Annotated in this window: 31 protein-coding genes; 30 read left to right on the top strand and 1 reads right to left on the bottom strand. The window is 71.1% G+C overall.

What is annotated here, in order from left to right; all coding sequences use genetic code 11:
- Window positions 1–39 precede the first annotated feature (39 nt).
- The 30 genes from ABH923_RS10685 (at window position 40) to csrA (ending at window position 24,210) form a co-directional block, all read left to right on the top strand.
- Window positions 40–876: a flagellin gene (locus ABH923_RS10685; protein ID WP_370055351.1), complete on the top strand. Its 837-nt coding sequence runs from the start codon at window positions 40–42 to the stop codon at window positions 874–876.
- 85 nt (window positions 877–961) lie between these two features.
- On the top strand, window positions 962–2,407 hold the full coding sequence (fliD, locus tag ABH923_RS10680; protein ID WP_370055350.1) for a flagellar filament capping protein FliD: 1,446 nt from the start codon (window positions 962–964) through the stop codon (window positions 2,405–2,407).
- Between the two features lie 31 nt (window positions 2,408–2,438).
- Window positions 2,439–2,867: a flagellar export chaperone FliS gene (gene fliS, locus ABH923_RS10675; RefSeq protein ID WP_370055349.1), complete on the top strand. Its 429-nt coding sequence runs from the start codon at window positions 2,439–2,441 to the stop codon at window positions 2,865–2,867.
- On the top strand, window positions 2,860–3,150 hold the full coding sequence (locus ABH923_RS10670; RefSeq protein WP_370055348.1) for a hypothetical protein: 291 nt from the start codon (window positions 2,860–2,862) through the stop codon (window positions 3,148–3,150). Before fliS ends, ABH923_RS10670 begins: the two co-directional genes overlap by 8 nt.
- Window positions 3,151–3,280: 130 nt before the next feature.
- Window positions 3,281–3,613, top strand: a complete 333-nt coding sequence (gene flgB, locus ABH923_RS10665; RefSeq protein ID WP_370055347.1) for a flagellar basal body rod protein FlgB — start codon at window positions 3,281–3,283, stop codon at window positions 3,611–3,613.
- A 2-nt stretch (window positions 3,614–3,615) separates the two neighbouring features.
- Entirely contained in the window at window positions 3,616–4,008 is a 393-nt protein-coding gene (locus ABH923_RS10660; protein ID WP_370055346.1) for a flagellar basal body rod protein FlgC, read from the top strand.
- Window positions 4,008–4,316: a flagellar hook-basal body complex protein FliE gene (locus tag ABH923_RS10655; RefSeq protein WP_370055345.1), complete on the top strand. Its 309-nt coding sequence runs from the start codon at window positions 4,008–4,010 to the stop codon at window positions 4,314–4,316. Before ABH923_RS10660 ends, ABH923_RS10655 begins: the two co-directional genes overlap by 1 nt.
- A complete protein-coding gene (gene fliF / locus ABH923_RS10650; protein WP_370055344.1) occupies window positions 4,317–5,915 on the top strand; it encodes a flagellar basal-body MS-ring/collar protein FliF in 1,599 nt (532 codons plus the stop codon).
- Window positions 5,912–6,937 carry a flagellar motor switch protein FliG gene (gene fliG / locus ABH923_RS10645; RefSeq protein ID WP_370055343.1) on the top strand — a complete coding sequence of 342 codons (1,026 nt, stop codon included), beginning with the start codon at window positions 5,912–5,914 and terminating at the stop codon, window positions 6,935–6,937. The genes fliF and fliG overlap by 4 nt, the downstream gene beginning before the upstream one ends.
- Window positions 6,927–7,544 (top strand): FliH/SctL family protein, encoded by a 618-nt coding sequence (locus tag ABH923_RS10640; protein WP_370055342.1) that lies wholly within the window; start codon window positions 6,927–6,929, stop codon window positions 7,542–7,544. The genes fliG and ABH923_RS10640 overlap by 11 nt, the downstream gene beginning before the upstream one ends.
- Window positions 7,541–8,869 carry a FliI/YscN family ATPase gene (locus tag ABH923_RS10635; protein ID WP_370055341.1) on the top strand — a complete coding sequence of 443 codons (1,329 nt, stop codon included), beginning with the start codon at window positions 7,541–7,543 and terminating at the stop codon, window positions 8,867–8,869. Before ABH923_RS10640 ends, ABH923_RS10635 begins: the two co-directional genes overlap by 4 nt.
- Window positions 8,866–9,294, top strand: a complete 429-nt coding sequence (locus ABH923_RS10630; RefSeq protein WP_370055340.1) for a flagellar export protein FliJ — start codon at window positions 8,866–8,868, stop codon at window positions 9,292–9,294. The genes ABH923_RS10635 and ABH923_RS10630 overlap by 4 nt, the downstream gene beginning before the upstream one ends.
- Window positions 9,291–10,127, top strand: coding sequence for a C40 family peptidase (locus ABH923_RS10625; protein WP_370055339.1), 837 nt, complete (start codon window positions 9,291–9,293; stop codon window positions 10,125–10,127). Before ABH923_RS10630 ends, ABH923_RS10625 begins: the two co-directional genes overlap by 4 nt.
- Window positions 10,124–11,422: a flagellar hook-length control protein FliK gene (locus tag ABH923_RS10620; protein WP_370055338.1), complete on the top strand. Its 1,299-nt coding sequence runs from the start codon at window positions 10,124–10,126 to the stop codon at window positions 11,420–11,422. Before ABH923_RS10625 ends, ABH923_RS10620 begins: the two co-directional genes overlap by 4 nt.
- Before the next feature lie 16 nt (window positions 11,423–11,438).
- A complete protein-coding gene (locus ABH923_RS10615; RefSeq protein WP_370055337.1) occupies window positions 11,439–11,876 on the top strand; it encodes a flagellar hook assembly protein FlgD in 438 nt (145 codons plus the stop codon).
- Window positions 11,877–11,902: 26 nt separating this feature from the next.
- A complete protein-coding gene (locus ABH923_RS10610; protein WP_370055336.1) occupies window positions 11,903–13,078 on the top strand; it encodes a flagellar hook protein FlgE in 1,176 nt (391 codons plus the stop codon).
- A gap of 113 nt (window positions 13,079–13,191) precedes the next feature.
- Complete coding sequence (locus ABH923_RS10605) at window positions 13,192–13,419, top strand: flagellar FlbD family protein (protein ID WP_370055335.1); 228 nt, start codon at window positions 13,192–13,194, stop codon at window positions 13,417–13,419.
- A 2-nt stretch (window positions 13,420–13,421) separates the two neighbouring features.
- Entirely contained in the window at window positions 13,422–14,243 is an 822-nt protein-coding gene (locus tag ABH923_RS10600; RefSeq protein ID WP_370055334.1) for a motility protein A, read from the top strand.
- Window positions 14,240–15,076 carry a flagellar motor protein MotB gene (locus tag ABH923_RS10595; protein WP_370055333.1) on the top strand — a complete coding sequence of 279 codons (837 nt, stop codon included), beginning with the start codon at window positions 14,240–14,242 and terminating at the stop codon, window positions 15,074–15,076. The genes ABH923_RS10600 and ABH923_RS10595 overlap by 4 nt, the downstream gene beginning before the upstream one ends.
- Entirely contained in the window at window positions 15,073–15,960 is an 888-nt protein-coding gene (locus tag ABH923_RS10590; protein ID WP_370055332.1) for a flagellar motor switch protein FliM, read from the top strand. The genes ABH923_RS10595 and ABH923_RS10590 overlap by 4 nt, the downstream gene beginning before the upstream one ends.
- 14 nt (window positions 15,961–15,974) lie before the next feature.
- Window positions 15,975–16,667, top strand: a complete 693-nt coding sequence (fliN, locus tag ABH923_RS10585; RefSeq protein ID WP_370055331.1) for a flagellar motor switch protein FliN — start codon at window positions 15,975–15,977, stop codon at window positions 16,665–16,667.
- A 3-nt stretch (window positions 16,668–16,670) separates the two neighbouring features.
- Window positions 16,671–17,093, top strand: coding sequence for a FliO/MopB family protein (locus ABH923_RS10580; RefSeq protein ID WP_370055330.1), 423 nt, complete (start codon window positions 16,671–16,673; stop codon window positions 17,091–17,093).
- Window positions 17,094–17,194: 101 nt separating this feature from the next.
- Window positions 17,195–17,962, top strand: coding sequence for a flagellar type III secretion system pore protein FliP (fliP, locus tag ABH923_RS10575; RefSeq protein WP_370057339.1), 768 nt, complete (start codon window positions 17,195–17,197; stop codon window positions 17,960–17,962).
- Between the two features lie 9 nt (window positions 17,963–17,971).
- Window positions 17,972–18,244, top strand: a complete 273-nt coding sequence (locus ABH923_RS10570) for a flagellar biosynthetic protein FliQ (RefSeq protein ID WP_185275712.1) — start codon at window positions 17,972–17,974, stop codon at window positions 18,242–18,244.
- A 2-nt stretch (window positions 18,245–18,246) separates the two neighbouring features.
- Window positions 18,247–19,002, top strand: a complete 756-nt coding sequence (locus ABH923_RS10565) for a flagellar biosynthetic protein FliR (protein ID WP_370055329.1) — start codon at window positions 18,247–18,249, stop codon at window positions 19,000–19,002.
- Window positions 19,002–20,123, top strand: coding sequence for a flagellar biosynthesis protein FlhB (locus ABH923_RS10560; RefSeq protein ID WP_370055328.1), 1,122 nt, complete (start codon window positions 19,002–19,004; stop codon window positions 20,121–20,123). Before ABH923_RS10565 ends, ABH923_RS10560 begins: the two co-directional genes overlap by 1 nt.
- Window positions 20,120–22,165 (top strand): flagellar biosynthesis protein FlhA, encoded by a 2,046-nt coding sequence (locus ABH923_RS10555; protein ID WP_370055327.1) that lies wholly within the window; start codon window positions 20,120–20,122, stop codon window positions 22,163–22,165. Before ABH923_RS10560 ends, ABH923_RS10555 begins: the two co-directional genes overlap by 4 nt.
- On the top strand, window positions 22,140–22,916 hold the full coding sequence (locus ABH923_RS10550) for a hypothetical protein (RefSeq protein ID WP_370055326.1): 777 nt from the start codon (window positions 22,140–22,142) through the stop codon (window positions 22,914–22,916). Before ABH923_RS10555 ends, ABH923_RS10550 begins: the two co-directional genes overlap by 26 nt.
- A gap of 242 nt (window positions 22,917–23,158) precedes the next feature.
- Window positions 23,159–23,908 carry an ABC transporter permease gene (locus tag ABH923_RS10545; protein ID WP_370055325.1) on the top strand — a complete coding sequence of 250 codons (750 nt, stop codon included), beginning with the start codon at window positions 23,159–23,161 and terminating at the stop codon, window positions 23,906–23,908.
- Between the two features lie 65 nt (window positions 23,909–23,973).
- The gene (gene csrA / locus ABH923_RS10540) at window positions 23,974–24,210 is read left to right on the top strand and encodes a carbon storage regulator CsrA (protein ID WP_345838846.1); all 237 of its coding nucleotides are present in this window, start codon (window positions 23,974–23,976) and stop codon (window positions 24,208–24,210) included.
- A gap of 11 nt (window positions 24,211–24,221) precedes the next feature.
- Here the strand turns inward: csrA and ABH923_RS10535 are convergent, their stop codons facing one another.
- Complete coding sequence (locus ABH923_RS10535; protein ID WP_370055324.1) at window positions 24,222–24,971, bottom strand: formylglycine-generating enzyme family protein; 750 nt, start codon at window positions 24,969–24,971, stop codon at window positions 24,222–24,224.
- Window positions 24,972–24,984: the final 13 nt, after the last annotated feature.

The following is a 24,984-nucleotide window of genomic DNA, read 5'->3' as shown; positions in this document are numbered from 1 at the left end:
GGACCGGCTCTGCACACTCTCACGGAGGATTCGAACATCATGGCTATGACCATCAACACCAACCTGAGCGCTCTCTCGGTCACGAACTCGCTCAACTCCAACCAGGCTGCTCTGCAGAGCAGCATGAACAAGCTGTCGTCGGGCTCGCAGCTCAACACGGCTGCGGACAACCCGGCCGGCCTCGCGATCTCGCAGGGCCTGCAGGCGCAGATCGGCGGCCTCAACCAGGCCGGGCAGAACACCGCCAGCGGCATCAACCTGATCCAGACCGCCTCCGGCGCGCTGTCCCAGGTGTCCAACATCCTGCAGACGATCAACAGCCTCGCCGTCCAGGCCGCGAACGACACGAACAACGTCGCCTCGCGCACGGACATCCAGACGCAGGTCACCGCTCTGGCCGCCCAGCTCAGCTCGATCGGCTCGTCGACGAACTTCAACGGCGTCAAGCTGCTCGACGGCTCGGCCACCGGCGCTGCTGCGCTGAACTTCCAGACCGGCGCCAACGCAGCGGACAAGGTCTCCCTCGACCTCGGCCCCGCCAACGTCAGCACCATCGGCACGGCCGTCGCCGCCCTGAAGTTCGACAACGCGACCGACGCGCAGGCCTCGATCACCGCGATCCAGGCCCAGATCCAGACCGTCTCGACCGCTCAGGCCACCCTCGGCGCGACCCAGAACGTGCTGACGGCGACCGCGCAGTCCATCGCGGTCAACTCGCAGAACCTGACCGCCGCCAACTCGCAGATCGCGGACACCGACATGGCGTCCGAGATGGCGAAGTACAGCAAGGAGAACGTGCTCATGCAGGCCGGCACCGCGATGCTCTCGCAGGCCAACCAGCAGAGCCAGCTCATCCTCAAGCTGCTCCAGGGCTGACACCCTCTGGCGGGCGGCGACTGATTCGGGTTCAGTCGCCGCCCGCACCCCAGTTGCCTGATCGCGGATCGGAGGAGGAATTCGGATGAGCTCTGTAGGAACGATCTCGCTGCCCTCCCTCACCGTGGGCAGCAACGGCCAGGTCACGGTCTCCAACCTGGTCAACAACCTCGACCCCACGGCCATCGTGAACGCGCTGATGACCGCGGAGTCCATTCCGCAGACCCAGCTCCAGGCCAAGGTCAAGACCGAGCAGACCGCCCTCTCGGCCTTCCAGAACCTCAACGTGACGCTTCAGGCGCTCCAGACGAGCGCGACGGGAGCCGCGGCCACGAACGGCCTCAACCTCCTCACCGTCGCGAGCACGGATTCGTCCGTCATGGCCACCGCGACCACCGCGGCGTCGCCGACGTCCTTCTCGATGCAGGTGAACCAGGTGGCGCAGGCGCAGGTGTCCGTCACCGGCGTCATGACGACCTGGCCGGACGCGAGCGGCGCCATCACGATCGTCGACTCGACGGGCGCCGCGCACGACATCACGGCCGCGTCCTCGAGCATCTCGGACGTGGTCACCGCCATCAACGCCGCCGGAGCCGGTGTCACGGCCGCGCAGGTCGCCTCGGGCACCGACGCCTCCGGCAACCCGCAGTACCGGCTCCAGCTCACCTCGACGCAGACCGGCGCGGCGGCGGCCTTCCAGGTCTACGCCGGCACCAGCGCCGCCTACACGGCAGGCACCGCCACGAACCTCCTCACCCAGACCGGCGCCGCCACCGTCACCGCCGCGCAGGACGCGACGGTCACCCTCTGGCCGGGCACCGCGGCGGCGCAGACGGTCTCGTCGTCCACCGACACCTTCGCGAACCTCGTCCAGGGCGTCACCGTCACGGTCGCGAAGCCCACCGCCGCGCCGGTGACGCTCACCTCCACGATGGACAGCGGCAGCATCACCTCGACCGCGTCCTCTTTGGTCTCCGGCGTGAACACGCTGCTCTCGTACATCACGCAGCAGTCCGCCGTCACGACGACCCAGAACACGGACGGCTCCAGCACGACGACCGCGGGGACCTTCACGGGCAGCCTCCTCATCCAGGGTGTCTATCGCAACCTGCAGTCGGCGGTGTCCGCCCCGGTCGGGCCCGGCGGCACCGTCTCCCCCGCCACCTACGGCATCGCGATCCAGTCGGACGGGTCGATCAAGTTCGACAGCGCGAAGTTCCAGGCCGCCCTCGCGAGCGACCCCACGGGGACCATCGCCGCGGTGCAGACGATCGCCTCCCGTGTTCAGGCCGTCAGCTCCACGGCCTCCGACCCGGTGACCGGCACGGTGACCGCCTCCATCACGTCGCAGCAGACCCAGATCTCCAACGACCAGTCGGGCGTGAGCAACTGGACGACGATGCTCGCGGCCAAACGCAAGCTGCTGACCGCGCAGTACACGGCCCTCGTGACGACCCTCGGCCAGCTCCAGAACGAGCAGAACTACCTGACCCAGCAGATCAACGCGATGAACCCCTCGTCGTCGAACTGACGCGGCCCCCAGAGAAAGCACAAGGATCGACATGCCATCTGCGGCGCAGACCTACCGCGACAACGCCATCCTCTCCGCGTCGCCGTCGCGACTGCTCACCATGCTGTACGACCGGCTGCTGCTCGACCTGAACTGCGCGAAGGACGCCCTCGACGCCGGCGACCTCGCGGTCGCCGATTACCGGCTCACCCACGCGGTCGACATCCTCACGGCGCTGGCGGGCTCGCTGCGCGTGGACGTCTGGAACGCGGCGGAGAGCCTCCTCGGCCTCTACATCTACGTCTCGAACGCCCTCATCCACTGCCGAGTGACCCGGGATGTCGCCCTGGTCATCGAGGCGATCGCGTTGCTGGAGCCGCTGCGCCAGGCCTGGCACCAGGCGGCGGACTCGCTGTCGGCGGGGACCTCGTGGGAGGTCGACGGCGCCGACGACAACAGCGAGGTCGTGGCGATTGCCTGAAACGGCCGCCGGCGCGTGGGCCTCGCTGCTCGACGAGCTGGAGACGCGCGCACAGGCGGCCGGCCCGGCGGGACTCGGCGCCTGGCGTCCCGGTGCGCCGCTGCCCGCGCTGCCGGCGGAGCTCGCCGAGCGCGCCCGTGACGTGCAGGCGGCGCAGCAGCGGGCGATCGACGGGCTGCGCGACCAGCAGCAGCGGATCCGCGCCGAGCTGGAGTCGCTGGGCAGCGTGCAGACGCCGCGCCCGGACGCAGAACCTCCGGTCTACCTCGATCTGATCGGCTAGGACGCTAACGCGGCAGCCGTTCCTGCCGATAGGCCACTACGAGCACGGATAGCTCACTGCGGGCCACGGATCGGCCTCCTCCCCTGGAATTCCACCATTCATGAGGTGAGCCTTGCTCGAATCCGTGACGATGAACGCGATGTCCTCCGCCCTCGACGGCTATGCCGCGGCGCAGACCGCGATCTCGAACAACATCGCGAACATCAATACGCCCGGCTACCACGCCCAGGTCGTGGACTTCGCGTCGGCCCTCGAGAAGTCGGTCGCGGCGCACAGCGGTGCGCTGCCGGCCTCCGCCATCGCGCCGACGACGAGCATGGACCCGACCCGGCTGAACGGCAACAACGTCTCGCTGGAGCAGGAGACGCTCGCCGAGGTCAGCAACGGGCTGAAGTTCCAGGCGGCCTCGCAGGCGATGTCCCAGCAGTTCAGTGAGATCCGAGCCGCTGCGACGGTGAACTGACCATGAGCTACGACGCCATCGGCATCTCCGGCACGGGCATGACGCTCAACCAGACCTGGCTGGACTCGATCAGCGACAACCTCGCGAACATCAACGACACCACCTCCCCGAACAACCCCGCCTTCCAGGAGCGCTTCGTCCAGGCGCAGGCCAACCCCGGGATGAACGGAGTCTCGATCGGCGGCATCGTCTACGGCTCGGCTGCGGGTCAGCTCGTCTACTCCCCCGGCGACCCGAACGCCAACGCGCAGGGCTACGTGAAGCAGACGACCATCGACATGGCGAGCCAGATGACCGACCTCATCGAGGCGCAGCGCGCGTACCAGGCGAACTCGAACGCGGTGACCGCCGCGAAGGACATGTACCAGTCGGCACTGCAGATCGGAGCCAAGTGATGAGCATTCCGGCCATCGGAGCGATCTCGCTCGGAAACGTCCAGCAGGCGGCTCCGGCCGTCGCCGCCCCGTCCTCCGGCTCGGGCGCAGGTGGGTTCGGCGCCGCGCTGACGGGGGCGGTCAACAACCTCCAGCAGCTGCAGAGCACGTCCGACGCGGCCAACGTGAAGGCGGTCACCGGCAACCTCAACGACATCCAGGACGCGACCGTCGCCGCTGCCCGCGTGCAGACGACCGTGCAGCTCATGGCGACGCTGCGCAACCAGGCCGTGGACGCGTTCAACACCATCATGCGGATGGGTGGCTAGATGCCGGCCCGGCTCCAGGCGGTCCTCAAGCGCATCGGCGCGACGATCGCCGGCTTCAGCTTCGCGCAGAAGACCGTCTCGGTCCTCGCGCTGCTCGTGCTCGTCCTGGGCGTCACCGGCCTGTCGGTCTGGCTGACCCAGCCGCAGTACGTGCCGCTGTTCAGCGGGATCTCCGCCTCCGACGCCTCCGCGATCACCACGCAGCTCCACACCGACAACGTTCCGTATCAGCTCACGGACGGCGGCAACACGATCCTCGTGCCGCAGGCGCAGGTCTACCAGGAGCGGTTGAAGGCGGCCGCGGCCAACCTCCCGGCGAGCAGCAACCAGGGCTACTCCCTGCTCGACAACATGGGCGTCACGACCTCCGAGTTCCAGCAGGACGTCACCTACAAGCGTGCGATGGAGGGCGAGCTCGCGAGCACGATCGACGCGATGCAGGGGGTCAAGACGGCCTCGGTCAAGCTGGCCATCCCGCAGCCGACGGTGTTCACCGACCAGGCGCAGGACCCGACGGCCAGCGTCTTCGTGGACGAGAGCGCCGGCACCACGCTGACTCCCGCGCAGGTGCAGGCCATCGTCCACCTCGTCTCGTCCTCGACCGTGGGGATGAAGCCCACCGACGTCTCCGTGATCGACGCCGCGGGCAACGTGCTCTCGGCGACGGGCGGGGCCACGGCCGGCTCGACCGGCGACCAGGCGAAGGCCTACGACAGCGCCGTCCAGTCCAGCGTGCAGTCGATGCTCGACAAGGTGCTCGGCTCGGGCAACTCCACGGTCGTCGTCAGCGCGCTGATGGACAACTCGACCTCCACGAAGACGACCGACAGCTACAGCATCCCGACCGGGGCGCCGCAGACCAGCTCGTCGTCGCAGAAGGAGACCTACACCGGCACCGGCGCGGCCGCCCAGTCCGGCGTGCTCGGCACCAGCTCCACCACGAACGGCGTCTCCAACACCGCCGCGAACAGCGGAGGCAACGGCAGCTACAGCTCCGACAACACGACGAGCGACAACGCGCTGAACAAGACCAGCGTCACGCAGCAGATCCCGGCCGGCGGCGTCCAGCGGCAGACGGTCTCCGTCGCCGTCGACAGCGCGGCCGCGAACAAGGCCGGGGTGAGCACGGGCCAGCTCCAGACGATGGTGGCCAACGCCTCCGGCATCGACACGACCCGCGGCGACGCGGTGGGCGTGCAGCTCGTCAACTTCTCGCAGGCGAACGCGCAGGCCGCGAAGCAGGCGCTGGCGCAGGCCGCGGCGCAGACCCAGCAGGCGCAGCTCGACTCCCTGGTCCGCACCGGCCTGATCGCCGCGGGCATCATCGTCGCGATGATCATCGCGCTCCTCGTCTTCCGCCGCCGTCGCCGCAACGCGGAGGCCGACGGCGACGACCGCTACGACGAGCTGGCCGCCCCGACGCTCGCCTTCACGCAGGTCACCGCTCCGACCGTGCCGCTGAAGACCCCTCCGCCGACCCCGGTGTCGATCGAGTCGGAGCAGCGCAGGGCCGAGATCGAGCAGCTCGCCGTGGACGACCCGCGCCGCGCGGCGGACTTCCTGCTCAGCCTGATGGGTGAGAAGGAGACGACGCCGTGACGGACACCAAGGCCGCCGCTCCGCTGACGGGCGCGCAGAAGGCCGCCCTGATCCTGATGAACCTGGATCAGGCGGCCGCCGCGCGCGTCATGCAGCAGTTCAGCGAGTCGGAGTCCGAGGAGATCGCAGCGGAGATCGTCGCGCTCAAGCGCGTCGACCGGCAGCAGGCCGAGGCGGCGCTCGTGGAGTTCCACGAGCTCGCCCTCCAGCCGGCCGCGCGCGTCAGCGGAGGCCGGAGCGCGGCCATCGGGCTGCTGGAGGCCTCGTTCGGCACCGAGCGGGCCGCCGGCGTGATGTCCCGCGTGGCATCCTCGCTCGCCGGACGCGCCTTCGAGTTCCTGGACACCGCCGACCCTGCGCAGGTCGCCCTCCTGCTCGACGGCGAGCTGTCGCAGACGATGGCCACCGTGCTCGCCCACCTGCGGGCCGACCAGGCCTCGCGGGTCCTCGCGGCGCTCAAGCCCGAGATCCGCACCGACGTCGCGCACTGCATCGCGACGATGGGCAGCGTGAGCCCCGAGGTGGCCCGCACCGTCGCCGACACGCTGCGCAGCCGCGCCGGATCGGTCGTCAAGACCAAGGACCAGCAGGACGCCGTCGGCGGCGTGCAGCCCCTGGTGGACATCATCAACCGCTCCAGCGTCGCCAACGAGCGCGCACTGCTGGACGAACTGGACCAGCGCGATCCCGAGCTCGCCGCCGAGGTGCGCTCGCGGATGCTGACCTTCGCCGACATCGTGAAGCTGGAGCCGCGCGACGTCCAGCAGGTGCTCCGCGGCATCGACGTCTCCATGCTCGCCATCGCGATGAAGGGCTCGCCGGAGGCGACGAGGGACGTCATCCGCGCCAACCTCTCCGAGCGCAACCTCGAGGTCCTCGACGAGGAGTCGTCGGTGCTCGGCTCGATCCGGCTCTCCCGCGTCGAGGAGGCCAGGGCGGAGATCGTCCGCGCGATCCGCGACCTCGAAGCGGAGGGCACGATCACGGTGCATCGCTCGGACGAGGACGAATATGTCGAGTAGCGCGTTCGCCCCTGTGCGGTATCCCGAGGTCGGTTCGTCCGGCGCGGCCGTCTCGGTCGACGCCGAGGGCGGCGCGTCGAGCGCGCGGGCCCGCGGGTTCGCCGCCGGCTACAGCGAGGGTCTGCGCCGCGCGGAGGCCGAGCACGAGGCGGCCGAGCGCGCCCGGCTCCAGCACTGGCAGGCGGCGGAGGCGGATTCCGCCGCAGCGACCCGGCGCGCCCTGGCGGCGCTCGCCGCGGCCGCGGAGGGGGTGCGCGCGCTCGCCGTCCCGGTCGTCGCCACCGCCGACGACGCCCTGGTGGAGGCGGCGCTCGCGCTCGCCGAGGCCGTGCTCCAGCGCGAGGTGGCCGACGGGCACGTCGACGCGGCCGACACCCTGCGCCGCGTCATCGCCGCCACGCCGGCCGGAGAGCTGGTCTCGGTGCGGATGCACCCGGACGACGCCCGCGCGGTCGCGCAGGAGACCGGCGCCTTCCCGGAGATCGTGCCCGACCCGTCCATCGCTCCGAGCGACGCCATCGCCGTCCTGCGCGACGGCTGGCTGGACGCCAGGATCGACGCGGGGCTCGCACGGGCGCGCACCGTCCTGACGGGAGACCGCGCATGACCGGGTACGCGCCGGGGGGCGCCCGGTTGGCGGTCGCCGTCCGGTCGGCAGCGCCGGAGCGGATCGGCCGCGTGGCCTCCGTCGTCGGCCTGGGCATCGAGGTGGCCGGGCTGGAGGGCGCGGTCGGCGACCTGGTGGCGATCGGCGAGCCCGGCGTGGACACCGCGGCCCAGGTCGTCGCCGTGCGACCGGGGCTGCTCACCTGCATGGTGCTGTCCGGCTCGGCCGCGCATCCCATCGGCACGCCCGTGCACTCCGCTCCGGCGGCTCCCGCCGTCCCGGTGGGCGACGCGCTGCTCGGCCGAGTCATCGACGGCCTCGGCCGTCCCATCGACGGCAAGGGGCCGCTCCCGCCGACGCAGCATGTCGGCCTGGCCAAGACCGCGCCCGGCCCGCTGGAGCGCGCACGGATCACGTCGCCCCTCCAGCTCGGGGTGCGCGCCCTCGACACCCTGGTGTCCACCGGCCGCGGGCAGCGGCTGGGCCTCTTCGCCGGCTCGGGCGTCGGCAAGTCGTCGCTGCTGTCGATGATCGCCCGCGGGACCGACGCCGAGGTGTCCGTGATCGCCCTGATCGGCGAGCGCGGCCGCGAGGTGCGCGAGTTCATCGAGGACGACCTCGGCGCCGAGGGGCTGGCCCGCTCGATCGTCGTCGTCTCCACCTCCGACGAGCCCGCGCTGATGCGGCTGCGGGCCTCCCTCGTCGCCACCCGGATCGCGGAGTGGCACCGCGACCGCGGCCAGCACGTCGTCCTGATGATGGACTCGCTGACCCGCGTGGCGATGGCCCAGCGGGAGATCGGGCTCTCCGCGGGCGAGCCCCCGGCGACCCGCGGGTACCCGCCGTCGACCTTCTCCACGCTGGCGTCGCTCCTGGAGCGCGCAGGCGCTGCGGCCACGGGATCGATCACCGGCCTCTACACCGTCCTGGTCGACGGCGACGACCACAACGAGCCCATCGCCGACGCGGCACGGTCGATCCTCGACGGGCACGTCGTCCTGGACCGCGCTCTCGCGATCACGGGCCACTTCCCCTCGATCGACGTGCTGGGCTCCATCTCCCGGCTCGCCTCCAAGATCACCCCGAAGGACCGGCTGGCCGACGCGACGGCGCTCCGTTCGGTGCTCTCCGCGCGTAGAAGCGCCCAGGACCTGCTCGACGTCGGCGCGTACAAGCCGGGTGCGAACGCCCGGGTCGACGCCGCGGTGCGGTTCGAGGAGGCCATCGACGGCTTCCTCCGGCAGGGCATGGATCAGCGGTCCACCGCGGACGGGGCGTGGGATTCGCTCCGCGAGCTGACCCGAGCGTTCGGAGCAGCGGCATGAAGCGTTTCGGATTGGCCGGCCTCCTGCGCGTGCGCGACCTGGAGGAACAGCGGGCGGCGGCGGAGCTCGCCGACGCGAACCGGGCGGTGGACGCTGTGCGCGCCCGGGGAGCCAGGACGCGCGCGTCGCTGGCCGGGGTCCGCTCCGACGCCGTCGACTCCGCGACCCTCTCGGCCGTGGTCGCGGCCCGGTCGAGCGCGCAGGTGCTGCTCGGCGAGCTGTCGGCGCTGCACGAGCTCGCCGCCCGGGAGGCCGGGGACGCCAGGTCGGCTCACGGAGCCGCCCGTGCGTCCGCCGTCTCGCTGGAGAAGCTCCGCAAGCGGCACACCGAGGCCGAGGTCGCCCGCGAGCTGCGCGAGGAGCAGTCCGCGCTCGACGAGGTGGCCATCCAGGGTTGGCGCGAGAGCAGGAGGGACGCGGTATGAGCATCACGGAGGCCGTGGGCCGCATCCAGCAGATCGAGTCGCAGATGGTGCAGCTCGTCGGCGGGCAGCCGACGCCCGCGGCGCAGGCTGCGCAGACCACCAGCTCGTCCGCCTTCGCGACGAGCCTGGCCGCGGCGACCGGGACGACCGGCGCGCAGGTCACCCCGGCGGCCGGCCAGCAGGCGAACAACGGGACCACCGGCGCGGACATCGTGGCGGACGCCCGCAAGTACATCGGCGTCCCGTACGTCTTCGGCGGGACGACGAGCGCCGGCCTGGACTGCTCCGGGCTCGTGCAGCGCGTCTACGGCGACATGGGCATCTCGCTGCCGCGGCTGGTCTCCGGCCAGGGGACGATCGGCCAGAGCGTTCCGTCGCTGGCCGACGCGCAGCCGGGCGACCTCATCGTCTGCAACGGCGGCGAGCACATCGTCATCTACGCCGGGAACGGCAAGATCATCCAGGCGCCCAAGCCGGGCGGCCAGGTCGAAGAGATGGACAACTGGATCTCGCCCTCGAACGTGGTGACCATCCGCCGGATCGTGCCGAACGCGACCGCGCCGACACCGGCCGCCTCTGGCACGACGTCGGCCTCCGCGCTGGCGGCGCTGCTCGGGTCGAGTGGAGGGTCGTCGCTGGCCAGGCTGCTGGGCTCGGGTGGCGCGTCGTCGTCCTCGTCCGCGTTGGCGGCGCTGCTCGGGTCGAGCGGAGGGTCGTCGCTGCTCGGACTGCTCGGGTCGAGCGGCGGGTCGTCGCTCTCCGGCCTCCTGGGGTCGGGAGGCGGCAGCGCACTGACGGCGCTGCTCGGTCAGAGCTCGGGGGCGAACTCGTGAGCGCGGTCGTCTCGGGGTTCGCGGGCGCCGCGGCCCTGCTCGCGCCCGCCTCGCCGTCCGATGCCTCGTCGACCGGCAGTGGGACCGCGTTCGGCACCGCCCTCCTCTCGGCGCTGGCCGGCGACGCCGCAGCGCCGACCCCTCCTGCGCCTCCCTCCGACCCCGCGCCCTCTGCCGACGCCGCAGCGACCGCGCCGACGACACCGCCGCCCGCGCCGCCTGTGCAGCCCGCGCCGGCTCCTGCCACGTTCCTCGGTCTGGCGACATCCGCCCCGGCGCCGCTCGCCGACGCCGCGTCGACGGCCTCCCCGTCCACTCCGGACGAGGGACCACACGGCAAGAGCGCGTCCACGCGGCCGACCGACGCGGATCAGCACCACGACGCCCCCTCCCCTGCGGTCGCCGATGTTCTCGCGGCCGGTCAGCTCGCGGTGCAGCAGGCGCTCGCCGCCGCGCCGGTCCCTCCGGCGACGCCGATGCCCGCGCCCCCGGTGCAGACGTCAGCGTCGCCCGCTCCCGTCGAAGCGCCGACCACTCCCACGGCCGCGGTCATGGCACCCGCGGCGGCTCCGGCACCGACCCGCGAGGCAAGCGCCCAGCCGATCGCGACGGCCGATCCCGCCACTGGTGCGCAGCCCTCCGTGCCTGCTCCAGCCTCCGTGGCTGCTCCAGCCTCCGTGCCTGCCCGGCCGGCCGCCAGGACGCCGTCCGCACCCGCGACACCGAGCGCGGGCCCCGAGCAGTCGACCACCCCCGCAGCGGCACCCGTTCTCACGCAGGCTCCGACCTTCGCAACCGCGCTTGCTGCGGCCGCGCCCTCGGCCTCCACCGCGCCGACCCCGGCGCCGCCGCTCCAGCAGCAGCTCGCCCAGCCGGTCATGACCCTCGCGCGGCAACCCGACGGCGACCACATCGTGGTCGTGCGGGTCGCCCCCGACGATCTCGGCCCCGTCACGGTGCACGCGCGCGTCAGCGACACCGGCGTGCACATCGAGCTGTTCGCGCCGAGCGACGCCGGTCGCGACGCCATCCGGCAGATCCTCACGGACCTGCGGCGCGACCTCAACGCGACGACGGCGAACGCCTCGGTCTCCGTCTCCGACCAGAACGCGCCGGGGGCCGAGAGCGGTGGAGGCGGCCGGTCGCCGTGGGCCTCCGCCGAGGAGCGCGGAACGACCGCTCGGGCCGAACTGCCGGAGGAGCCGGCCGAAGCGTCCGTCCGAAGCGCCGCGCCGGACCTGCCCACCACGACCGTCGCCCTCCCCGGCGCCCGAACCCTCGACATCGTCGTCTGACCACGAAGGAGAACACATGGTCACCCCCATCTCGACCGATCCCGCCTCGACCGCCTCGACGACCTCGCTCTGGTCGACGCAGCCCACCCGGGCTCCGCACCAGTCGCTGACCGCCGACGACTTCATGAACCTGCTCGTCACGCAGCTCAAGAACCAGGACCCCAGCTCGCCGATGGACTCGGCGGCGATGGTCCAGCAGACGACCCAGCTCGGGATGATGCAGCAGATGACCGCGCTGGGCTCCAGCAGCAACACCGCCCTGAACCTGCAGATGCAGACCGCGGCCGCCGACCTCATCGGCAAGACCGTGAGCTACAACGACCTCGCGGGCAAGGCCCAGACGGGCGTCGTCACGGGCGTCTCGTTCTCGGGGGCGACCCCGACCGTGTCCGTCAACGGCGGCACCTTCCCCCTCTCCGGCATCCTCGGCGTCCAGCAGACTCCGGCCTCCTAGTCCCCACCACCGAAAGGCACACTCCCATGCTCCGTTCTCTCGACTCCGGCGTCTCGGGCCTCCAGGCGCAGCAGACCATGCTCGACGTGGTCGGCAACAACATCGCCAACGTCAACACTACCGGTTACAAGTCCTCCTCGGTCGAGTTCGAGGACACCCTGTCCCAGATGATCGGGACGGCCTCCGCGCCGACGGCCAACCAGGGCGGCACGTCGCCGGCTCAGGTCGGCCTCGGCGTGCGCGTCGCGGCGACCGCGACCAACTTCACCGAGGGCGCGGCGCAGACCACCGGCGTCGGCACCAACCTGATGATCAACGGCGACGGCTTCTTCATCGTCAACAACGGAGGCCAGACCCAGTACACGCGCTCCGGCGCGTTCACCACGGACGCCTCCGGCAACCTAGTCAGCCCGGACGGCGCGATCGTGCAGGGCTGGCCGGCCGTCAACGGCGTCGTCAACTCGTCCGCCCCGGTCTCCAACCTCACCCTCTCGACGAGCGGGCTGTCCGCGGCGCGGGCGACCTCGAACGCCACGATGTCCGGCAACCTGGCCGACGATGCGGCCGCGGGCTCGACGCTCAACGGCCAGGTGACCGTCTACGACGCCACCGGGGCGCAGCGCAACCTCAGCACCACGTTCACCCGCACCGCCGCCGGCTGGGACGTCACCGCGACCGACGCCTCCGGCGCCACCGCCAGCGGCTCGATCACGTTCACGAACGGCGCGATGACCAGCGGTCAGACCCTCACGGTCGGCGGCGTCACCATCGACATGTCCAAGGTCACCGGGTTCGCGGGCTCGGGCGGCGTCAACTTCGCCTCGCAGGACGGGACGGCCGCCGGCTCGCTCCAGTCGTTCTCGCTCGAGGGCGACGGGACGATCATGGGGTCGTTCTCGAACGGTCAGAAGCAGGCCATCGGTCGCGTCGCCCTGGCCAACTTCACCAACCCGGGCGGCCTGCAGAAGGCCGGCAACTCCAACTTCGTCGCCACCCCGAACTCCGGGCTCCCGCAGGTGGGCGTGGCCGGGAGCGGCAGCCTCGGCACGCTGACGAGCGGCGCGATCGAAGGCTCCAACGTCGACCTGGCGCGGGAGTTCACCAACCTCATCGTGGCGCAGCGTGCATTCCAGGCCTCCGCCCGGGTGATCACGACCTCCGACGACGTGCTGCAGGAGCTCCTGCAGCTCAAGACGCAGTGACCCTGAGCGAGTAGCGACGCCGGGCTAACGGAACCGCCCGACCTGCCGATAGGGGAAGGCGAGCACCTCCGTCACGGAGGCGATCGATCCCTTCCCCTCTCTGCGGAGTCCTCATGATCACGGTGACCAGGCTGAACCACGTGCCGTTCGCCGTGAACCCGGACCTCATCGAGCGCATCAACGCCGACCCCGACACCACCCTGACGATGGTCGACGGCGTGCGCTACGTGGTGACCGAGACGATGGCGGAGGTCATCGACCGCATCGCGGACTACCGCGCGGACGTGCTCGACCGCGCGTACCGGCTGGGACGTCCGGCCGACTCGGGCGAAGGGAGCTGAGCATGGATCTGGCATTGATCATCGGGATCGTCGCGGCCTTCGGCTCGCTGGCGACGATGGTGACGATCGAGGGGGCGAGCTTCGCGTCGCTCCTGCTGGTGGGCCCCGTCGTCTTCGTGCTCGGCGCCACCGTCTCCGTCGGCATCGCCGGCGCGACCGTGAAGGACGCACTCGACTCGTTCAAGGCGGTCCCCGGGGCGTTCAAGGGCAAGAAGCCGGACTTCGCCGGCACGGTCGCCACCCTCCTCGACCTCGCCGACGTCGCCCGCCAGCGCGGGCTGCTCTCGCTGGAGTCGTCGGCGGAGGAGGTCAAGGACCCGTTCCTGTCCAGCGCCCTTCAGGGCGTCGCCGACGGCGCCGACTCCGAGGACCTCCGCATCCTGCTCGAGGACCAAATCGCGACCTGGTCGAAGGCCACCCGCGTCTCCTCCTCGTTCTTCTCGGCGCTCGGCGGCTACGCGCCGACCATCGGCATCGTCGGCACCGTCGTCTCGCTGACCCACGTGCTCGGCAACCTCTCCACACCCGACAAGCTCGGCCCGATGATCGCCAGCGCGTTCGTCGCCACGCTCTGGGGCCTGCTCTCCGCCAACTTCATCTGGCTCCCGCTCGGCACGCGCCTGCGCCGCCTCGCCGAGCTCGAAGCCGAGCGCAGGCAGATCGTGGTGGAGGGCGTGCTCGCCATCCAGTCCGGCACCTCCTCGCGCGCGCTGTCCGAGCGCCTCACCGCGATGGTCCCCTACAGTCCCAAGCCGAAGCGCAGCAAGGCCAAGAACGACGCGTCAGCCCCGGTCTCCGAGGCAGCGTCCGCGGTCGGGCCGTGAGCCGCGGGCGTCGCAGGCCGGCCGCCGACGGCCACGGCGAGGGTCACGCCAACGACGAACGCTGGATGGCCTCCTACATGGACATGGTCACCGTGCTGATGTGCACGTTCATCGTCCTGTTCTCGATGTCCTCCATCGATGCGCACAAGTTCAACGAGCTGAAGAACTCGCTCCAGACCGGCTTCGGCGAGAAGGTGAGCCAGAAGGTGGACACGGCCAAGGGCGTGATCGTCGCGGCGAAGGACGCCGAACCCACCCCGGTGCCGTCGTCGGCCTCCACCGCTCCCCCGATGTCGCCCCTCGAAGCCGCCAAGGTCGAGATCGCCGACCTGCGCGCGATCGAGGCGGCGATCAACGCCCGGCTGACCTCCCAGGGGCTGCAGGGCTCGGTCTCCTACACGATCGACGCCCGCGGCCTGACGATCGGTCTGATCGGCGGGAACGCGTTCTTCGACTCCAACCTCGCCTCGCTCACCCCGCTGGCGGTGCGGATCATCGACAACGTCGGGCCGGTCCTGTACCCGACGTCGTACACGATCTCGGTCGAGGGGCACGCCGACACCCGGCCCGCCGGTCCGCCCTATGCCGACAACTGGGACCTCGCGGCGGCTCGCGCCATCTCGGTGCTCCGCCGGCTCACCGATGTCTCCGGCATCCAGGCGACGCGGATCTACGCGGTCAGCGACGGCTCCGCGACCGCGACGGCCACCGGGTCGGACGCGGCGCAGCTCGCCCAGGACCGGCGGGTCGACATCGTGGTCCGGTCGGCCCAGCCGCAGGAGGTCCGCGACCTCATCCCGGGGCTCGTCGCGGCGAAGGGAGCAGGCGGATGACCCAGACCATGACCCAGCCGGCCGAGCGCGAGGTGCGGCCGTACGACTTCCGTCGGCCGACCACCCTGGCCCGCGAGCACTCCCGCGTGCTCGAGCTCGCCTTCGCGACCTTCGCGCGCCAGTGGGGCACCCAGCTCACCGCGAAGGTCCGTGTGCTGTCCCAGGTGACGTGCGAGCAGGTCACCATGCACACCTACGACGAGTACGCGGCGGCGCTCCCGTCCAGCACCGCGATGGTGCTGTGCTCGATCAGCGACGTGGACCCCCGTGGCGTCATCCAGCTCCCCACCGGAGCGGCGCTGCGCTGGGTGAACGCGATGCTCGGCGGCAACCGCCCGCTCCCCCTGCTCGACCGCACCTTCACCCCGATCGAGCACGCCCTGGTCGTCGGCCTGATGAACGACGCGCTCGAAGACCTGCAGTACTCGCTCGGCCCGCTGTTCACCAACGCGGTGCGGATCGACGCAATCCAGTACAACTCGCAGTTCGCCCAGGCGGCGCCCACCAGCGAGCTCATGATCGTGGCGCGGTTCGCCGCACGCGTCGGGGAGGACGTCGCGGAGGCGACGATCGCCCTCCCGGCCCGGGTCCTGCTGGAGCGGCTGGGCGAGACGAACCCGACCGTGGAGGTCGACAACGCCAAGCAGCTCCTGCACGCCCAGCTCGCGCAGGTCCCGGTCGAGGTGAGCGCCCGGCTCGCCTCCGCGTACGTCACCCCCGCCTCCGTGCTCGGGATGGCGGTGGGCGATGTCATCCGCCTGCCCCACCCGGTCAGCAGGCCGATCCAGGTCGCGGCGGGCGGCGAGCCGGTCGGGACCGCCGCCATCGGCGCCGCCGGGTCGCGCCTCGCCGTCGTCGTCACCACCGCTGAGGACAAGAACTGATGGAGAACCCCTCGATGCCCCAGAACGCATATGCCGCCGCCGCGCAGACTCTGACACATGCCCCGTTGGGCATAGGCGAGCTCACCGTCACGGCAGCCTTCGACCCGGCCGTGGCGCCGGCGAGCGCCGCGAACGCGGTCGTCGCGACCTTCATCGGCTCGCCGTCCGCCGAGCTCGCGCTCGCCGTGCGCGACCAGGAGGTCGTCCTCGCCGAGACCGGCGGTCAGCTCGGGGTCGGCCTCGCCGACGTCCTGCAGCCGACCCTCGCCGCCGCGGCCGAGCACCTCGGGTCGGGCGTGCTCGGCGACTCCCGGGTCGAGGACGCAACGCACCTGTTCTCCGACGCCGCCGCGCACCGCTTCACTGTCACCGACCGGTCGGGCCAGGAAGTCGCCTGGTTCGCCATCCGCGGCGACGCCGTGCGTGCGTCGTCCGCCGGGGCCACGTCGGACGTCGCAGGGCGGCTCGGCCGCATCTCCAACGTCGAGATGGCGCTCACGGTCGAGATCGGCCGCACCCGCATGTCGGTGCGCGACGTCCTCGGGGTCGAGCCGGGCACCGTGATCGAGCTCGACCGCTCCGCCGGGTCCCCCGCCGACATCCTGCTCAACGGCCGCCTGATCGCGCACGGCGAGATCGTCGTCGTCGACCAGGACTACGCCGTGCGCGTCACCCAGATCCTCGACACCGCCGACGCCCTGGTCTGACCCGTGGACACCCTCTTCACCGCCCTCCGCGTCGCCGTCTCCCTCGCGCTGATCATCGGACTCATCTGGTTCGTGCAGCGCAGGAGCGCGAAGTGGAGCAAGAAGAGGACCAAGCGCGCGGTCACCGTCATCGGCCGCCAGTCGCTGGGCGGCAAGTCGCGGGTCGTGATCGTGGAGGCCGACGGCACCCACTTCGTGCTCGGCGTGACCGACAGCTCCGTCGTCGTGCTGAAGTCGCGCGAGCTGGACACGTTCGCGGACGCGCTCGCGGCCGAGGAGTCGATCGAGGTCCCCGACGACCTGGGCGAGCTGGACGACACGCCGGAACTCTCCCCCGCGCCCGTCACGACCCCGACCTTCGCGCAGGCGATCACCTCCCCCGACACCTGGCGGAGGGCTGCCCAATCCCTCCGAACTCCGCGGTGAGCGCCGCAGCGCTCACGGGCGCGCGCCGCAGCGCAGCGCTTACGGGCGGGCGCCGCAGCTATGGGCGCCCGATCGTCCTCGCGCTCCTGGTGCTGGCGGCGGTGGCCGGCATCGTGCTGCTCACCGCGGGCAGCGCGCACGCCGTCCCCACGCCGTTGCCGTCGCCGACCCCGCCGGCCGGGCCGTCCGGACCCGCGGCCGGCACCGGCGGGCCGACCATCTCGATCAACGGCATCAACGGCACGCCCGCCGACACCATCGTCACCCTGCTCGGCGTCACGCTCATCTCCGTCGCGCCCGGCCTGCTCGTCATGGTCTCGTCGTTCACCAAGGTGTTCGTGGTGCTCTCGATGGCCCGCAACGCCCTCGGTCTCCAGTCGGTGCCGCCGAACCAGGTGCTGGCCGGGCTCGCCCTGTTCCTGAGCCTGTTCATCATGGCGCCGACCATCACCGACATCAACGTCCACGCCGTGCAGCCCTACCTGGCCGGGCACCTCGACTTCGGCGGCGCGCTGCAGGCCGCGGAGGCGCCGCTCAAAGCCTTCCTCGGCGCGCACACCCGGCAGGAGGACATCGCGCTGATGACCCGCGCAGCGGGCCGCGCCAACCCGGCGAACCTCCACGCGGTCCCGCTGACGACACTCGTCCCGGCGTTCGTCATCTCGGAGCTCCGGGCCGCCTTCATCATCGGCTTCGTGATCTACGTGCCGTTCCTGGTGATCGACCTCGTGGTCTCCGCCGGCCTGATGTCGCTGGGCATGATGATGCTCCCGCCCGTCATGGTGTCGCTGCCGTTCAAGATCCTGCTCTTCGTCCTGGTCGACGGCTGGGGCCTGATCATCCAGTCCCTCGTCGCGAGTTACAAATAGGGGGCCGCCGTGAACTCCGCCGCCGTCCTCAAGATCGCCACGCAGGCCCTCCTGCTCATGGCGCAGCTCGCCGCGCCGATGGTGCTGACCGCGCTCGCCATCGGCTTCGCGGTGTCGCTCATCCAGTCGATCACCCAGATCCAGGAGGTCACCCTCTCGTTCGTGCCGAAGGCGATCGGCGTCTCCATCGCGCTGATCGTGTGCGGCAACTGGATGATCGAGCAGCTCGTGACGTTCACCCAGTACCTGTTCCAGCAGATCCCCACGCTGCTGGGAGGCTGACGATGAACATCCCCATCGACTTGAGCGCGATCGAGGCCACGGCGTTGGTCTCGGTGCGCATCCTGCTGTTCGTGCTGATCGCGCCGCCGTTCTCGTACCAGGCGTTCCCCCTCCAGATCAAAGGCATGCTCGCCGTCCTGCTCGGGATCGTCGTCGCGCCCCAGGCGGCGCAGCACTACTCCCCCGGCTCGACCGGCCAGTTCCTGCTCGACTTCGTCGGCGAGGCCGCGACGGGCGCTGTGCTCGGCTTCCTCGTCTACCTGGTGTTCTCCGCCATCGAGTCCGCCGGGTCGCTGCTCGACTTCTCGGGCGGCCTGCAGGCGGCGCAGCAATACGATCCGGCCGCCGACATCAACGCCGCCCAGTTCTCCCGGCTGTTCCAGATGACCGCGCTGGCGCTGCTGTTCGTCAGCGACGGCTACCAGCTCGTGCTCGGCGGCCTGGTCCGCTCGTTCACGGCGGTGCCCCTGACGATGTCGGTCGACTGGAGGTCGATCACGCAGACCCTGAGCGGCTCCGTGACCCAGATGCTGCTCGCCGCGCTGCAGATCGCCGGCCCCATCATGGCCGTGCTCTTCGTCGCGAACGCGGCGCTCGGCCTGCTCTCCCGCGTCGCGCCGGCGCTCAACGTGTACTCGCTCGGGCCGCCCGCGCTGGTCCTCCTCGCCGTCGTGCTGTGCGCGCTCGGGATCGTCGCGCTCCCGATGATCGTCCAGGCGCTCGCCGGGCAGGCCGTCCACGCGATGGGAGGCCCCTGATGTCCGCCCAGGAGCGCACCGAGCAGGCCACGGAGAAGCACCTCAAGTCGGTGCGCTCGAAGGGACAGCTGCAGAAGGCCCGCGACCTCCCCGCCTGGCTGTCGGTCGGCGTGGCGACGGCGCTGATCCCGATGATCATCGCGAGCGCGCAGCAGGCTGCGGAGTCGCAGATCTTCGCGTTCCGCGACATCATCCGCGACCCGACGCCCGCGAGCGCGCTCGCCTCGCTCGGCACGGGCCTCCTGTCGGTGCTCGGCACGGTGTGGCCGCTGTTGCTCGTCGTCGCGCTGACGGTGATCGCCGCGACGGCCGCGCAGGGCGGCATCCACCTCAAGAAGCTGAAACCGCACTTCGAGCAGTTCGACCTGCTCAAGGGCATCCGCAACATGTTCGGCGCGCGCAGCGCGTGGGAGCTGGGCAAAACCCTCGGGAAGGCCGCCCTGGTCGGGATCGGGCTGTACGTGGTCATCCAGGGACTGATCCCGCTCGTCCTCCAGACCGGCGGGCTCTCCGTCCCCGCACTCGTCGCGACCGCGCAGGGCGCGATGGGCTCCCTGCTCCAGCTCGCCATCGGCGGCGGCCTGCTCTTCGCCGCCATCGACCTCGTCGTGGTGATGCGCCGCAACCGCACGGCGAGCCGGATGACCAAGCGCGAGGTCAAGGACGAGCACAAGAGCGCAGAGGGCGACCCGATGATCCGGGCGCAGCGCCGCAGCAGGCAGCTCGCGATGAGCCGCAACCGGATGATCGCCGCCGTCGCCGACGCGAGCGTCGTGCTGGTCAACCCCACCCACGTCGCCGTCGCCCTGAAGTACGAGCCGGGTGCGTCGGCGCCGAAGGTGGTCGCGAAGGGCGCGGACCTGATCGCCGCCCGCATCCGCGAGGAGGCCCTGGCGAAGGGCGTGCCGATGGTCTCCGACGTGCCCCTCGCCCGGGCGCTGCATGCCGCCTGCGACCTCGGTCAGGAGATCCCGGCCGAGTTCTTCACGCCGGTCGCCCACGTGCTCGCGTTCGTCATGGCCCTGAAGCGGCGCGGCGGCTCGCTCACCGACATCCACACCCTGCCCGCAGCCACGCGGGCGCGCACTCCGATCGACAGCAGGAGGCTGGCCCACTCGTGAAGAACAAGAACCTGTCGCTCCTGGCCGTGCCGGTCGGCGTCGTCGGCATCGTGCTCCTGCTCGTCGTCTCGATCCCGGCCTGGCTGCTCGACACGCTGATCGTGGTCAACATCGCCTTCGCCCTCGTCGTGCTGCTGACCACGATGTTCGCCCGCAAGCCGCTCGACTTCTCGGTCTTCCCCTCGCTGCTGCTCATCGCGACCCTGCTCCGGCTGGGACTCAACGTCGCCTCCACCCGGCTCGTGCTCGGCCAGGGCTATGCGGGCCAGGTGATCGAGACGTTCGGCAACGTCGCGGTCGGCGGCAACATCATCATCGGCGCCGTCGTCTTCCTCATCCTCGTCGTCATCCAGTTCGTGGTCATCACGAAGGGCGCGGAGCGCGTGGCCGAGGTCGGCGCCCGGTTCACGCTCGACGCCATGCCCGGCAAGCAGATGGCGATCGACGCCGACCTCAACGCCGGACTGATCACCAACGCCCAGGCCAGGGAGCGCCGGGCGGAGGTCGCCGCCGAGTCGGACTTCTACGGCGCGATGGACGGCGCCTCCAAGTTCGTCAAGGGCGACGCCATCGCCGGCATCCTCATCATCGTCATCAACGTGATCGGCGGCATCGGCATCGGGATGCTGCAGAACGGCATGCAGATCACCGACGCCCTCAACAAGTACACGCTGCTCACCATCGGCGACGGCCTCACCGCGCAGATCCCGGCGCTGCTCATGGCGGTGTCCACCGGCATGATCGTCACGCGGTCGGGCGCCGACTCCGACATGGGCTCGCAGGCCGGAGCGCAGCTGACACAGTCCCGCGTCGCGCTCGCGATCGCCGCCGCCGCCGCCATCGCGCTCTCGCTGATCCCCGGCATGCCGATGATCCCGTTCCTCGCGGTCGGCGGCATCCTGATCTGGGCCTCCCAGCGCATCAAGGCGCGCGCGGCGAAGGCCGCCGCCGAGGAGCGCGCGAAGGCGGTCGCGGAGAAGACGACGGGTGCGAGCGACACCACAGACGACCTCCTGGAGCACATGCGGGTGCACCCGCTGGAGATCCAGCTCGCCACCGACCTGATCGACATCGTCTCCGGGGGCTCGGACGACCTGCTCGGCCGCGTGCGCGCACTGCGGCGCAAGCTGGCGATCGAGCTCGGCATCGTCGTCCCGCCGGTGCGCACGCGCGACAACGGCGAACTCCCGTCGGCCACGTACTGCATCACGGTGGCCGGCGTGGAGGTCGGCCGCGGCCAGGCGCCGCGCGGCAAGGTGCTCGCCCTCGGCGACGACCTCACCGCGCTCGCCGGAGTCGACACGATCGAGCCGGTGTTCGGCCTCCCCGCCAAGTGGATCGCCGCCGAACTGCGCTACACCGCCGAGCTGTCCGGTGCGACGGTCATCGACCGCGTCTCCGTCGTCGTCACGCACCTCTCGTCGGCGGTCACCGCCAACGCGGCCCGCCTGCTGTCCCGCGAGGACGTCCGCGTGCTCACCGAGGGCGTGAAGCGGGTGAACCCGTCCGCGGTCGACGAGCTCGTCCCCGCCCTGCTCAGCCTCGCGGAGGTGCAGCGCGTGCTCCAGGGGCTGCTCTCCGAGCGCGTGCCGATCAACGACCTCGCGCGCATCTACGAGGCGCTCACGCTCCGGGCCAAGGTCTCGCTCGAACCCGAGGGCCTGGTCGAAGCAGCCCGGCTCGCGCTCGGCGCCGCGCTCTCCAACCCCTACGTGGACGACGGCACCCTCCGCGTCATCACCCTCGATCCCATGCTCGAGCAGGCGATGCTGGAGGGCCAGCGCCAGACCGAGTACGGCTCGCAGCTCGTCCTCGATCCCCCGGTGCTCGAGCAGGTCCTCAGCGAGGTCCGCTCCGCCGCCACCGAGCACGAAGGCGCCGTACTCGTCTGCGCGCCGCAGCTCCGCCCCTCCGTCCGCCGGCTCATCGCCGCGCAGGCGCCCGCTCTCCCCGTCCTGTCATACAACGAGGCCACCACCTCCCCGGCGCCCATCGAAACGATCGGAGTAATTCGAATTGTCACCCCGACTCTGGCCTCATAACGCCTGGCGTCCGAAGAAGGACCTCCACGAGCTCGCCCCGTCCGACATGATCGCCGGCCTGCTGGCCGACGCCGACGAGCAGGAGGTCCGCTTCCAGCACGCGAACGCCTCCTCGCAGTTCGAGGAGGTCATGGAGGAGATCATCGCCGAGACCGATCCGGAGGCGCTCGTCCCGGCCCGGTACCTGCCCGTGCCGGTGGAGCCCACGACCATCGTCATCGACTCGACGCCCTCCCCCGCTCCCGCGCGGCGGCCCGAGCGCTTCGAGGAGCCGACCCGCCCGGCGCCGCGACTCGCGACGAACCCCGGCGACCTCGTCTTCGTGTTCGGCCTCCGGGAAGACGCGCTGTCCGTCGCGCAGGCGATGGCGCTGGCCACCCCGGCGATCGAGGTGGCCGTGGCCGGCACGGTCGGACGAACCGGCTCCCGTCACGTCGGCGGCCGCCGGGAGGCCCTGCAGGCGCGGGCGGACGGCGTGCGGCGCAACGGCTCGACGATCGTCGCGATCGGCGTCGGCGAAGCCCCCTCCGACGCCGCCCGCTACGCCGGCATCCTCCACGATGTGGTCCCCGACCAGGTCTGGATCGCCGTCGACGTCACCCGCAAGCCCGAGGACACCCGGGTGTGGGCGAACCTGGTCGCGGAGGCCGGCAGCGGCGTCGACGCGATCGCCGCGATCGGCGTCGCGTACACGACGACGCCGGACTCGACCTCCTTTTTGGGGGTACCGGTCGGGTGGAGCGACCGCTGACTTTCTCCACCTGTGGATAACTCTGTTGAAAACGGGTGGAACAACTGCCCTCAGGTGTGGAGGACACGCCCGAGATTAGAGGGCTCTCAGACTGCCTTTCAGGATGATTCAGGCTCTGATCTGCATTTTCTCCGAGACTATCGGGAATTCGAAGACAGCTTCGAAATTACATCCTCGTAATTCACACGGTGTGAAACCCTGTGGATGATCATGTGTGAAACACGCCCGGATTAGGGTGGGACGTGCCCATTTTCGCCGAGCTCGCGCCGACCCTCCTCGGGGTCGCCGTGCTCGCGTTGCTGGCCACCGTCGTCCTCGCCACGTACCGCGTGCCGCACCGCTGGGCCCCGGCCCTGGCGATCCTCCGCGGGGCCGCCCAGCTCGCGATCATCAGTGTGGTCCTCGCCGGGGTCATCACCGATCCGGTCTGGGTCGCACTGGCCCTCCTGGTCATGTTCGGCGTCGCGGCGGCGACCGCCACGCACCGCATCGGCTGGTCGGGGGAGCACGCGCTCATGATGGGGACGGCGATGCTCACCGGCGTCGTCGTCTCCTTCTCCGTCGTCTTCCTGACCGGCGCGATCGAGTTCTCGGCGCGCTATGCGCTCGCCATCGGCGGCATCGTCATCGGCAACTCCATGAGCATCGCGACACTCTCCGGCCGCCGGTTCACCGAGGCGGTCGACGACCACTGGGACGAGGTGGAGGGCTGGCTGGCGCTGGGCGCGACGCCACGGCAGTCGACTCTGGAGCAGGCCAGGGGAGCGGTGTACTCGGCGCTGATCCCGTCCGTCGACCAGACGAAGACGACGGGCCTTGTCACCCTGCCGGGCGCGTTCGTCGGCGCGATCTTCGGCGGGGTCTCGCCGCTGGAGGCGGGGCGGTTCCAGGTGGTCGTGCTCGCCGCGATCATGGCGGCCGGATCGATCACCGCAGTGATTGTCGCGGCCTGGCTCGCGCCGGTGCGGGTCCGCCCGGCCCGGCTGCGCTGACCGCGGGAATCGGGCGGGCCGATGGGGGAGTGGGCGCGGGGTCGACTGCCCGATAGGCTGGATCAATGCTGGTATTGACCCGGAAGGTCGGCGAGCGCGTGCTCATCGGGGACGACATCGTCGTCACGATCCTCGACGTCCGCGGCGACGGCGTGCGGGTCGGCATCGAGGCCCCGCGCGGCATTCGCATCCAGCGCGACGAAGTGGTCAAGGCCGTCACCGAGGCGAACCGGGAGGCCACCGCTCCGGCCGTCGGGCCGGACGACGCTGAGACGCTGATCAAGCGCTCGCTCGGGCTCTGAGACTTCCCGCGCTAGCGGCGCGGCGTCCAGCCCGGCGGGAGCGGGAACTCCAGCGCCGCGCGCTCGCGGTCGGCCTCCGCAGACCAGCCCTGGGCCGCGCCCTCCGCGTCGAAGCCGCCGCGCGCGACCCGGAAGCCGAGGTCCTCGTGCCGGGTCCGCGGCGAACCGCCGCGGCGCACCGACGCGCGCACGCTCCAGGCGTCGTCGGCGAAGCCTCCGCCGCGGAACACCCGGTAGTCGTCATAGCGTGCCGGGTCGAGGTAGTCCCAGCACCACTCCCACACGTTCCCGAGCGTGTCGAACAGGCCGTGCAGGTTGGGCAGCCTTCCGCCCACGTCGTGCGGAGCACTGAGGCCGTCCGCGCTGGTCCAGGCCACCTCGGCCAGCGGCCCGTAGTGCGGTCCGGTCGAGCCCGCGCGGCAGGCGTACTCCCACTCGGCCTCGGTGGGGAGGCGGTAGCCGTCGGAGTCGACGTGCCAGGTGACCTCCTCGCCGTCGACGGCGTACGCCGGGTCGAGCCCCTCCCACTCGGACGCCGCGTTGCAGAACCGGATCGCGCGCAGCCAACTCACCCCGGTCGCGGGCCGGCGGGGATGCGTCGCGGGCTCGCCGATCAGCTCGGCGACCTGCTCCTCCGTCACCGGGAACACCCCGATCTCGAACGACTCCAGCTCGACGGTCCAGCGCCGCTTCTGCCGGGCGTCGTGGAGCTGCACCGCGCCGGGCGGGATGTACGCCAGGTCGATGTCCGCGCCTTCCACATCCCCACCCTGG

It is taken from the genome of Leifsonia sp. EB41 (genome assembly GCF_041262565.1).
In the GTDB taxonomy this organism is placed as follows: Bacteria; Actinomycetota; Actinomycetes; order Actinomycetales; family Microbacteriaceae; genus Leifsonia.
This window is presented reverse-complemented; position numbering and strand designations above follow the sequence as displayed.